Genomic DNA, 10,918 nt, shown 5'->3' on the forward strand with positions numbered 1-10,918 from the left:
CCCAGTAATCTCTTCAGGCTTGAATTTTTAAATTTTATAACCATCAATTCTATTTAAAGACCTGCGGAATGTGGGGTATAAAGTTCGTTCATTAGAGGAACAGGTGAAAATATTCTTGATAAGTCATATTGAGGCGGATTCTGAAAGTCTAGCTTGACGAATACAATTTCACTGCCATTTGTCATCGCAGCAAAACTCGGTCTATCCTTGCGGGGATTGGCGGTCATGTATGCTAGTGTTTGGGGAAGTGCAGACATTACGGAAATGGTGGTGCGCTTCGACTCTAAGAGTGTCACCCAAAACTGATTTTGCATCACTAAAACATCAATCCGTCTCTTGAGAGTTTCTACTTCATCATCCTCGTCATCTAAAACAATTTGTACAGATTTTTCAGCCATCATTTTAAAAGGTGGATCGTAAAAACCCGCTCGTTACAATAGATGCGAACCCATGATTAGAGTAACGGTTCCTTCTGTAAGGCTTCCATCATTTAAATGATAAAGATATCGCCGCCGAATTAAATTGAGAGCGGCTTTATCGATTTCTGTAATTTCGGGTAAATCTGCATACCATTCGGGGAAAAATCCCTCGGATTCAGTTCGCGTAATATTGAATCGAGATTCAACATCTGCTAAAGTTTGAATGATTTCAGTAATGGCTGTTGTTTGTGTCATATTTTAAACTCTTGCTGCAAGCGATCGATAATTGTATTACGCTCGATGGTAGCGAGAATTTCTTGAATTACCGTATCTTGTCCCAGGGGGCCCCAGGTGCAGCCTTTTTCTAAGTAAACTTGGGCGGCGCGACCGACAGCGTAGGTTCCGTAAGCTGCTAAACTAGCTTGAGTGACAGCGACTCCGGCAAAAGTAGAAAAGCCGATGTGCGGGGCCGCTGCGGCCGCAGTTTTGCCAAATCCCAAGAGGAAACTGCTACCTAATTCTCCCAAAAGTACGCCGCCAGCACTAGAGAAAATAGTCTGCCAAAGTTTCCCGGCTTCGTAACCAGTCATGGGTAAGCCGTAAAGTCTGGATAATGAGCGAATTAAGGCTAAATCTGCGACAGTTGCTCCCATTACATCCAAGAATGCCACTGGATTTAAACCGACAGCCAAAGCTTTATATTTTGCAAATTGCCAGATTAAATCTTCGGCTTCTGTTTGTCGTAATTTGAGAACGTGACGGGCAATGTTTGCTTCGGCATCTCTAGCTTCAACTAACGCATTTAGAGCCAGAAGCGATCGACCTTCTCTGTTAAGAATTGTGAGAATTTTATTTTTTAGTTCGTCTATCTGCGCGGGCGGCGACTCCCATTCGTTAGTTACTTTTCCGTCAGACCATTCCACCCGCACTTGCACCGGTGCTGGTTCGGCGGCTACCATGACTATTTCTAAAGATTTGGAAGTTTTAGGCGGTGATTTTGCAGTAGATTTATCAGATGGGTTGTTTGGGCGATCGGACAAATTTTCGCTATCTGTTTCCTCTGTTACCGCAGCGGCTGCTAACTCTTCAGAATTTCCCAGCGCTTGCAAACTTTGGTAAATAGCTTTTCTGTCTAATTCTGGATAAAGGTCAATTTTATTAAAAACTAAAATCACCGGTTTTTGAGCTGTTTGCAATTCGCAAAGTGCTTGATATTCAGTTCGGGTGATATCGCCTGCTACGACAAACAGAATTAAGTCAGCTTGGCGAGTTACTTGTTTCGCCATTTCGCCGCGCACTTCGCCGCCAACTTCATCAAGTCCGGGAGTATCGATTAATTCAACTTGCACGCCTCCTTTCCCCCCCTTGGCAAGGGGGGGTTGGGGGGATTCCTCGCTGTCAAGGAAGGATAAAGGCACACTCCACCGCACGGAACGTGGCCACTGAGTCACGCCGTTGAGGGGGCCTGTTTGCAGAATTTTGTGACCTAAAAGCGCGTTTAATACGGCTGACTTGCCACGGCTGACTAAGCCGAAAGTAGCAATGCGGATGATGTTGTAGTCTAGTTTTTCTGAGGTGGAAGTTAAGATATCTAGCTGATATTGCAGCGCCGCTTCTAATTCTGTATTATTCGAGTTTTTTTTCCCTTGGCGCAGGTGGGAGTAGCGCGCCAGGGCTTCGCGCAAACTGGCGCGGGCAAGGGATAAGCGATTTTCTTGAAGGGAATTGTCAGCCATTGGCGATCGGCTTTTTTAAGCAGGTATAATTGATCGTCGAATTATAAATCCTATTTCTTATTTTAATACAATTTTTCATAAATTTATAATTTTTTAGTGGTGAGTTTTCCAAAAAATCTTGAACGGGCAAGATGCCCGTGCCACAATAACAAAAAATTTTTGTGGAACAGGCATCTTGCCTGTTCTTTTCCCTAACACTAGGCTCCGCCTCGGAAAATTTGCTCAACGTTCAGCTCCATATTGGGAAATGTAGGTGAAATAATGCGATCGCTCCCTCTGAACTGTGTAATTCTATACTCTCCGTCCACAAGCTGGCAAACCGAGATGGTGGGTGCTTTGGGGTCGCCAATATGACGTATTCCGCCCAATGCAGCATAATCCGCAATCCAATATTCGAGGATGCCCATCATTTCGTAATCTGCCAACTTTTTGAGATAATCGTCGCGCCAGTTGGTACTGACAACTTCAACAAGTAGCGGGATAGATGTTCCTTGAGTGATTGTTGCTGACTTCAACCATAGGGGTTCAGATGCTAAAGCCTGACGGTTTAATAGCAAAACATCAGGGATATATCCTGTATCTTTAGCTGGTGGCTTAACTAGGGCTTTCGAGGGAATGCGGTATGGAAGTTGCAGTAGGGTGTAGAGCAGTGTAAATTCTTGAACAAGGTATGCTGTGATATCTTCGTGTTCTCCTGTGGGCTGCATTTCAACCATTACCCCGTCGTGAAGTTCGTAGCATCTGTTTTCGGATTTATCTTCTAGAAATTCTTCAAAGCTTAGTATTTTTGGTTGAGTTTGTATCATCGTGCAAACTTTATTTGATTGTATAACAGAAGGCAGAAGGAAGAAGGAAAATATTACCTGGTTGCCTGGTTCGGTCGGGGAACAGGCAAGATGCCTGTTCCTTTATTTTACTTAATTGGCCGCCGACTTAACGGTTTCGGGCCCAGATACCTGAGATGAAAGGCGACTCGCCACTTGGTTGACGAAAGATTGCAAGAAGGAAACTTGCTGATTTTGCGTAAATACTGCTTGCAAAGTTTTAGTCAACTGGTCGAGATTGAAAATGCCTTGGGCAGCATTTTCCAGTTCTTGACTTTGGAAATATTCAATTAAACTCAGTCCTGCTATTCTGGTAAAATATGCTGCACTAATTCCCTGCACTGCGCCTCCTGCTACATAGGTGACGGCATTGCTTTTTAACAGTCCAGTAATAGTTTGGGTAGAGAGTTCTACTAATCCCAATTTGAACATTTGATTAGCCAAAGTTGCCGCTACTGTTTTAGCTTGGTCTAAGGAAAACTTTCGCTGGTAGATAGCGCCGAGATCGATTACGAGTTGGGTGCTGATGGCGGTTGTTGCTAGCAAGTCTAAAGCGGGAACCGGATTAGTAAAGACGGCGGCGGCGGCGATGTACTGATATTGTTCGATAATGGGAATTGCCCGATCGCGCCTGACTGCATTTAATAAGGTTTTGGCCTCTAACTTGATACTTGCAGCCTCCCGCACTGCACTCGCCCAGACCAACTGTTGCCGTTCTTCAGTTAAGATTTTAGTCAATCTTTCCGTCAGCCCGTCGAGTTGAGAGACTTGATTTTCAATCCGTTCTTTAAATGTGCCGTCCGCTTGGTGCTGGCGCACTTTAATAGAATTGGGAGAAGCTGCGATCGCAATTATCTCTTCTGTCCCCAATATTCCTTGCATTTTCTGCTGCAAAGAGTGCAAAACCTGCGACTGCTGTTCTGGCAAATATTGGTCTTGTTTGTTCCAGACTAGCAACACGCCCTGACCTACTGACGCTAGCTGAGATAATGTTTTAAATTCGGAATCTGTGATGTCGCCCGCTGTTACAAACAGCACTAAATCACCGTTGATTTTGGCATCGGCATTTGTATTAGCAAACAGCGCTGCTGTTTCTTGTAAACTAAGCTTTTGCGGGTGTTGAGAGGCCCAATTAGAATTTAAAACTTGAATTAAGGCAGTTTTGCCGACAGCTTTGCCGCCAGTTACGGTAATCCGTAAATCTTGTCTATCTAATTCGGCTCTGAGCCGATCGAGCTTTGCTGTTAGATTAGCAGGATCTGCGGAGTTTTGAGCTTCTGAAGCCAGCAATTTAATTGCGGTTTCTGAAGCCGCGATCGCTTTTTCGGCTGCTTCCCTGTTGGCCAGGGGTTGTGGGAGTGCGAGTTCTAGTTTGGGGGATTGTTGCTTCCACCACCAATACCCCGCACCGGCAGCCGCCAAGCCGATGAGTGCCGTTTCGCCCATTTCTGAACCCGAATGCTGTAGAGTTTCCAGCAGCCACAGCGCTGCTGAAAGTCCTATTCCGCCTATCAAAATCGGTCGCCGCAAGTTAAGTGTCATTTTTCCCTTCCTCTGGGTATTGTCGCCAAGCTTAACCTTACCGGGCTTGGCCTCCCTCCCTCTCTTCCATCGTACCTCTGTGGCATCCAAACTGGCAGGCGGGCGATCCGACTTTTTGCGATCGGGATTTGCGGCCCCGGCGACACTCAACTTTTTGTACTTCTACAAAGGGGGAATGAAGGGCTTCAGCCCTCACTACAAACCCAGAGATTTTTACAGGATTTTGCCCCTTTTAGAGTTAACTTTTTCCTAGGTTGGTAATGCTTGAGATTGTGATTCAAAAATATCAATTATTTGTTTGGGAATTGCTCGCGGGCGCATGGTGGTAACTTCAACCCAAACCCAAAGCGCCTCGGCTTTTAACAATATTTCGTCATTTCCAAGTAAGCGAATTTCGTAGCGGCGGACGGCGCGCGGGCCGCGCAGTTGTTCGATCCAAGTTGATATCTCCAGTCGATCGCCCGCGGCTGCCGATCGCAAATAGTCAATCTCTATCCGTCGCATTACAAAAACGCCGCCCAATTCCCGGTAGCGATCGAGAGTAAATCCCAAATGTTCTAAATGTTCGATCGCAGCGTGTTCTAAATAATGCTGGTAAACAGCATTATTTACGTGACCGAGAGCATCCATTTCATAATGTCGTACTCTAATTTCTGTAGTAAATGGTGTCAATTTCTCACCTTTCCACTTGTTGCGGTATTTGGTAGTCCCGAGTGCGATCGGGCTCTGGGTCGATACTCGCTCGGAACTGATTGCAAGTTACACTAAATAGTTGAAACGTCACTGCTTCCAGGTTAATCTTAGTCCTGGAAGCACAGACGGTCATCACCTTGGTTTTTTTACGACAATACACTGGTTTAAAACCCTAAGTCTCGGTTGAAAAACCCAGTTTCGTGGTTCAGAGTGCGTCCCCGACTAAACCTTTGAGAAATCGGACGGGTAATTGTTTAGTCTCCCAGACAAATTCCCAAACCGCGGGCCGTTTTAACCAGAGTACCATCGAAGTCTACAGGTCTGTATTTGGCGATCGCATCTTCCAGAGGAACGCTCACAACTTCCCGCTTTTGCCAAGATACCATGCAGTCGTATTTCTCTTCGGCAATTAAATCAACTGCTGCGACGCCAAAAGCAGAAGCAATTAACCTTTCTAGCGATGAAGGAGTTCCTCCGCGTTGAATATGCCCCAAAACAGTGACGCGAGTTTCTGCACCGCTGCAGTCAGAAATTGTATCAGCTAAATACTGACCAATTCCGCCTAATCGACTTTGACCTAAGCGATTTGTGTGCATTACTAATTCGCCTTCTTCCGTGCGAACTGCCTCCGCTACTATAATTAAACAGTAGTTTTTTCCCCGGTCTTGGCGTTCTTGGATTTGGGCACAAATTTGGGAAATTTTGTAAGGGATTTCGGGAATCAGAATTATATCAGCTCCCCCAGAAATTCCGGCACTGATCGCAATATGTCCAGCGTCGCGTCCCATGACTTCAACAATCATGACGCGACTGTGACTTGCCGCAGTAAAATGCAACCGATCGAGTGCTTCAGTGGCAATATTGACAGCAGTATCAAAACCGATGGAACGCTCGGTAATTCCGACATCATTATCAATAGTTTTAGGAATAGCAACTAAATTCAAATTGCCGTGTTGAGCAATCTTCCTGAGAATGGCGAGACTGCCGTCGCCACCAATGCCAATTAAGGCATCCAGACCTAGTTGATGATAGCCTTCGATAATGTCGTCAGAACGATCGCGTAGAGTCCCATCAGGCATCGGGAAAGCAAAAGGGTCGCCCTTATTTGTCGTGCCTAGCATCGTACCGCCAATGGTGAGCCACGAGTCTACTTTCTCAATATCCAACGGAATTGCTTCAGGGGGACGACTCATCAATCCGTTGGTGGCTTGACGAATCCCCATCACTTTCCAATTGTAAGTTCCCGTTGCGCGGTGGACAACGGCTCGAATAACTGCATTTAAGCCTGCACAGTCACCTCCGCTAGTGAGGATACCTATACATTTTTGTTCTCCCATAATTAATGCCCGACTTTTGTTGCTCAGAACATGAGTTGATATTTTTAGATGCCGATCGTCCAATCCTGATTTTCGACGTAAATAGGTAGGCGAAAATAAACTTTACTCTGTAACAGAATGTAAAGCTATCATAACTTTTGTGATTGCTTTGATAAGATATCGCTCCTTTGGGGAGCGTTTCACTCGTTTTTGACTACTTATGTATTTTCAAGCTTCATCGACCTAATTGAGTGCCTCATCTCTGAAGCATTCCACAAGTTCGATCGCCCACTAAGTAGCATCGCCAATCACCGTCTCCAACAAAACATCAATTTTACTTGGGATTGAGGCGTTTAGAAACTTGGTTAATTATACCGCTGAGAATAGCACCGCCCATAAGAATTCCGAGGGCGGGATTAAATACGGGCTGCCAGAGACTGTACCACAAATCAAAACCGAGATTCACCCCAGTCGATCGACCTGCTACTGCGATCACAAACCACCCAAAAATGGCAAAGACGAAAAACACATCAGCTACTAAAAGCAAGTTAAGTAAGTTAAGAAATTTATCTTTCATGGTGGAGCGTTCCTTGTGAGTGCATATCTGTCAACTTTTGGCAAGCAGTTGGTAAGGGAGCAGATTGATAGCTGCAACTGGCGATCGAATAAAGATAAAATATCATTCAATTGTTTTCGCGCACAGGCTGTCAAAATATGGTTCGCTATACACTTCCTCAAAGCCCCGAAATTATTTTAACTGTCAAGGGGAAAGATTCAGCCAAAGCCCGGGAAGAAGCGATGGATCGGCTGATGGATCTCATGGATGAGGGCAAGCTGCCTACGGAACTCGTGGAGGGATTTGGGCCCAAGCAGTTTGTTGAAGTTAAGGATATCGAAGATGCTGCGTCTGACGGCGAGGACGCGATTACTGAAGCCGTGCAGATTTTGAGCAATTTGGCAAGTCTCAAATTGAAAGTCATGGAATCCCGCGAAGAAGCACTCAAAATCCGGGCGGCGATCGACATTTTGTTTACAGATGAGGCTGTGACGGCCGAAGAAATTGGCCGTTTAAAAGATGGTTTCAAGGTTCTCAAAAACTTTGCTCAAGCTAACGTCCGCTATCGAGAAGCTAGAAGTAAAGCCGAAGAAGCACGGGCAATTCTCGACGAAGCTTTGCAATCTGTAGAACCGGAAAACAAAGCGCAGAAATCCACGAAATAATAGCAGGTTGGGTTGAAACTCACATCTTGCACCATTCTCAAGAACAGGCTTTCCGGCCTGTTCCACAAGAAAATTTACTCGTGGAACAGGCAAGATGCCTATTCCTAAAAAACTGATTGAGAATGGTGCAATATCTCAGTTGAAACCTATTTCTGTCATTGCGATCCGCAGGGAAGCAATCGCGGAGGTTTGCGATTGCTTCGTTTCTTTATTCGGACATACAATAACTCTGCTGCCAGACATAATATTAACCTTATCCACCTTGAAATCTGGAAAAAATTGTGAGCCAACAACAAACAGGAATTCTCAGAAACTCGATGTCAGGCAGCTTGCTGCTGGCTAAAAAGTTAGGTTTTCAACCAAGAACTGTGATTGATGTCGGTGCCGCATTGGGAACTTTTAACCTTTACGAAACTTTCCCCGATTCGCGACATTTGCTAATTGAGCCGATCGCCGAAAATGAACCTTATCTAGCCAAAATTTGCCGCAAGCTCAAAAGTGCAGAATACATTATTGCAGCCGCGAGCAAACAATCGGGAGTTTTCACCCTCAACGTCAGTCCCGGTATGGTGCATTCTTCAGTTTCTGAAAATCGCGTTACTGACAGCAGCGATCCTTATTTGAGAAACATACCAGCAATTACGCTGGATGGAATATGCAGGGAAAGAAAATTTCCAGGCCCGTATTTAATTAAAGTTGATGTAGACGGACAGGAATTAAATGTTTTAGCGGGTGCAACTGAGATTTTGCAGCAGACTGAATATGTAATTGTAGAAGTTACTTTGTTTGGTCAGATGTATGAGGTAATGAGTTTTATGAAGTCTCAAGGATTTGCAGCTTACGATATTGTTGATTTGTCCTATCGCCCGATTGATAAGGCTTTGTGGCAAGTTGACATGGCTTTTGTTAAGGAATCCGGTCACTTCAGAAGAGAGAGGAGTTTCGCGACAGGAGAGCAGGATATCGAAGCACTTAACTCCCATCTCAAAGCTTATCGGGAAAGTTTCATCCAACACATTGAAACTCATTACAGCGACCCAGTAGAGCCGGAACCACAGGTCACTCAAGCTGTTTTGGGCGAAGATTATGTCATCATTTAACTCAAGTTGCTTCCATCTGACACCCAATCCGGGTCGCACTTGGCACGCTTATTTAATTAATCCTCAACATCTAAAAAACTGGTTTTCTAAATGCTGCTATTGCCGTCTATAAGCTTGCAATCAGCAGTAAATTGGCTTTCGATTGAATATCAGAAAGTGGGAATGCCCTAATGCGGCAGGGCGGTTTCATTTTCTTGTAGGGGCAAACCCCCCGTGGTTGCCCCGATGCCTGAAATGCCCATGACATCATCTGTGGGTGAGGGCGGGCACTCTTGGCACCGCCCCTACAAAAGCCTGATTTTCCCTAGGGGCAAACCCCCCGTGGTTGCCCCGAAACTACAAAAGCCTGATTTTTCGTAGGGGCAAACCCCCCGTGGTTGCCCCGATGCCTGAAATGCCCATGACATCATCTGTGGGTGAGGGCGGGCACTCTTGGCACCGCCCCTACAAAAGCCTGATTTTCCCTAGGGGCAAACCCCCCGTGGTTGCCCCGAAACAGCCCTACGCTGTGACGGGGGAGTGTCAACTACCACAATTAATCCCAAGGCGCTTTTGTGGTGGATTGTTGAGTTGCTGGCAGTCGAAGCTGTCAACCATCAACCAATAGAGGCTCTCAGTTCTAGTTCTTTAGCCCAAGGTATTGCTGCCAAAATATAGTAGATGTCATTTCCTTTGAAGCACTTTTCCATTGTGTACTTACGGATGACCATTCATTAATACCTTCAGCAGCAACTTTAAACCACCTAGTCAAAAGGTTAGTACCAGCTAATTTATCTACCTCATTTTGGTTATTATAGCTTTTACTAAGCTTTACAATGCTCATGTGAAAGGTTTCTGGATCAGAGTTTTTGATAAAATCTTGCCCTTTTAGATAGTCTTCAAAAGCTTTTACAACCATCTCTACATGATTATAATCAAATTTTGCTAAAGCCTGAAGTATTACTTTTGTCAAATGCTCAACTGCATCCATATATTCGGGAGAATAATGGATGGAATAAGCTATTAAATCCTTGCGGCTATAATAATAATTTTCCCCATTTACATTCTTGGCCGAAGCTGGTTGATGCCACACCGCCAGTGATGGAAAAGCTACAATTTTATTGCCCAACTCTTTTATTCTTAAACCCAACTCTACATCATCTATTTTGATAAATAAAGGCAGCGGTAATTGAGTTTGTTCAACAAGTTCCTTAGAAAAAGAGAAAAACCAAAATCCGCCATAGTCTACATCTTCTTCCTTGAGCAACCTGTTGAGAGAATTAGAATCTCGTAAATCGATATTATAATTTAAAGCAATTAATGCCCCAGGCCCAAATCCTCTATTTTTAGAATAGGCGTTGTACGATGCTCCTGCTTCATACAACATATGCTTTTTTTGTAAATTTAGGAGTCCACCCGCTACAGCAAAATCAGAATTGGCGTATTTATACAAAGGAAATAATTTATAAATACATTCACTTTCTAACTCTATATCATCATCCATAAGCAAAAAATGAGAATATTTTTTTTCCTCTAAAGCTTCGACCAACCCTCTAGTAAAGCCACCGCTTCCACCCGCATTTATATTAGGAACTAGCCTCAGTTTTGGCTTTCCGAAATCAGCTTCATCTAAAGTTATACCATTATCAACAACGAATACTTTAAAGTCCTTGGTTTCTAGCAATTCATCTTGAAAAATTGCAGTTAATGTATTTTGTATGAAATCCTCTTTTTTAAAGGTGCAAATTACAATACCCAAGGATGCTTCTCTAGTTTTACTTTGATCAGTTGCTATCCATCCCCCTTTAAATTCACCCTGTTCACTAGAACAAGTTATTTCAAAATATATTCTGCCCGCTTTTTTGCCTTGAAGGAGATTTATTGGTGAGATTTTTACAGGGTCAGAGAATTGACATTTCTCAAAGCTCTCTTCAGAAATTATTTCTTTGTTTTTTTGTCCATCAAATTCTCGGTAAACAGAAACTTTAAAATCGCCTTCAAGTTTCAGCACATATAGCAATCCTAAATGATTTTCTCTATCTAGAGCAATCCTAAATGATTTTCTGTGTGTAAGTATATTGACGTATT

12 protein-coding genes are annotated in these 10,918 nt (G+C 44.1%); 3 read left to right on the forward strand and 9 right to left on the reverse strand.

Annotated elements, in window-relative coordinates; genetic code table 11:
- Positions 1-53: 53 nt before the first annotated feature.
- The 8 genes from QUB08_RS30260 to QUB08_RS30295 form a co-directional block, all read right to left on the reverse strand.
- On the reverse strand, positions 54-401 hold the full coding sequence (locus QUB08_RS30260; protein ID WP_333229790.1) for a hypothetical protein: 348 nt from the start codon (positions 399-401) through the stop codon (positions 54-56).
- A gap of 30 nt (positions 402-431) precedes the next feature.
- On the reverse strand, positions 432-674 hold the full coding sequence (locus QUB08_RS30265) for a hypothetical protein (protein WP_333229792.1): 243 nt from the start codon (positions 672-674) through the stop codon (positions 432-434).
- A complete protein-coding gene (locus QUB08_RS30270) occupies positions 671-2,155 on the reverse strand; it encodes a DUF697 domain-containing protein (RefSeq protein WP_333229793.1) in 1,485 nt (494 codons plus the stop codon). Before QUB08_RS30270 ends, QUB08_RS30265 begins: the two co-directional genes overlap by 4 nt.
- A 197-nt stretch (positions 2,156-2,352) precedes the next feature.
- Complete coding sequence (locus tag QUB08_RS30275) at positions 2,353-2,961, reverse strand: Uma2 family endonuclease (RefSeq protein WP_333229795.1); 609 nt, start codon at positions 2,959-2,961, stop codon at positions 2,353-2,355.
- Between the two features lie 111 nt (positions 2,962-3,072).
- Positions 3,073-4,671: a slr1306 family protein gene (locus QUB08_RS30280; protein WP_333229797.1), complete on the reverse strand. Its 1,599-nt coding sequence runs from the start codon at positions 4,669-4,671 to the stop codon at positions 3,073-3,075.
- Positions 4,672-4,770: 99 nt separating this feature from the next.
- The gene (locus QUB08_RS30285) at positions 4,771-5,193 is read right to left on the reverse strand and encodes a thioesterase family protein (protein WP_333229799.1); all 423 of its coding nucleotides are present in this window, start codon (positions 5,191-5,193) and stop codon (positions 4,771-4,773) included.
- 275 nt (positions 5,194-5,468) lie between these two features.
- Positions 5,469-6,551, reverse strand: coding sequence for an ATP-dependent 6-phosphofructokinase (locus QUB08_RS30290; RefSeq protein WP_333229806.1), 1,083 nt, complete (start codon positions 6,549-6,551; stop codon positions 5,469-5,471).
- A gap of 313 nt (positions 6,552-6,864) precedes the next feature.
- Positions 6,865-7,107, reverse strand: a complete 243-nt coding sequence (locus QUB08_RS30295) for a hypothetical protein (RefSeq protein WP_242720156.1) — start codon at positions 7,105-7,107, stop codon at positions 6,865-6,867.
- Positions 7,108-7,244: 137 nt separating this feature from the next.
- Here QUB08_RS30295 and QUB08_RS30300 point away from each other — a divergent pair, with 137 nt between their 5' ends.
- The 3 genes from QUB08_RS30300 (at position 7,245) to QUB08_RS30310 (ending at position 9,508) form a co-directional block, all read left to right on the forward strand.
- Positions 7,245-7,751 carry a hypothetical protein gene (locus QUB08_RS30300; RefSeq protein ID WP_333205032.1) on the forward strand — a complete coding sequence of 169 codons (507 nt, stop codon included), beginning with the start codon at positions 7,245-7,247 and terminating at the stop codon, positions 7,749-7,751.
- A gap of 281 nt (positions 7,752-8,032) precedes the next feature.
- Positions 8,033-8,851: an FkbM family methyltransferase gene (locus tag QUB08_RS30305; protein ID WP_333229801.1), complete on the forward strand. Its 819-nt coding sequence runs from the start codon at positions 8,033-8,035 to the stop codon at positions 8,849-8,851.
- Between the two features lie 519 nt (positions 8,852-9,370).
- Entirely contained in the window at positions 9,371-9,508 is a 138-nt protein-coding gene (locus QUB08_RS30310; protein ID WP_333229803.1) for a hypothetical protein, read from the forward strand.
- Here QUB08_RS30310 and QUB08_RS30315 read toward each other — a convergent pair.
- Positions 9,471-10,918: glycosyltransferase (locus tag QUB08_RS30315; protein ID WP_333229805.1), on the reverse strand; the 1,448-nt coding region annotated here is incomplete at its 5' end. The genes QUB08_RS30310 and QUB08_RS30315 overlap by 38 nt on opposite strands.

It is taken from the genome of Microcoleus sp. BR0-C5, from assembly GCF_036705045.1.
Taxonomy (GTDB): domain Bacteria; phylum Cyanobacteriota; class Cyanobacteriia; order Cyanobacteriales; family Microcoleaceae; genus Microcoleus.

Excerpts from the sequence above, each read along its gene's own strand:
- QUB08_RS30260 (WP_333229790.1), bottom strand. The coding sequence starts at position 401 with ATGATGGCTGAAAAATCTGTACAAATTGTTTTAGATGACGAGGATGAT.
- QUB08_RS30265 (WP_333229792.1), bottom strand. The coding sequence starts at position 674 with ATGACACAAACAACAGCCATTACTGAAATCATTCAAACTTTAGCAGAT.
- QUB08_RS30270 (WP_333229793.1), bottom strand. The coding sequence starts at position 2,155 with ATGGCTGACAATTCCCTTCAAGAAAATCGCTTATCCCTTGCCCGCGCC.
- QUB08_RS30275 (WP_333229795.1), bottom strand. The coding sequence starts at position 2,961 with ATGATACAAACTCAACCAAAAATACTAAGCTTTGAAGAATTTCTAGAA.
- QUB08_RS30290 (WP_333229806.1), bottom strand. The coding sequence starts at position 6,551 with ATGGGAGAACAAAAATGTATAGGTATCCTCACTAGCGGAGGTGACTGT.
- QUB08_RS30295 (WP_242720156.1), bottom strand. The coding sequence starts at position 7,107 with ATGAAAGATAAATTTCTTAACTTACTTAACTTGCTTTTAGTAGCTGAT.
- QUB08_RS30300 (WP_333205032.1), top strand. The coding sequence starts at position 7,245 with ATGGTTCGCTATACACTTCCTCAAAGCCCCGAAATTATTTTAACTGTC.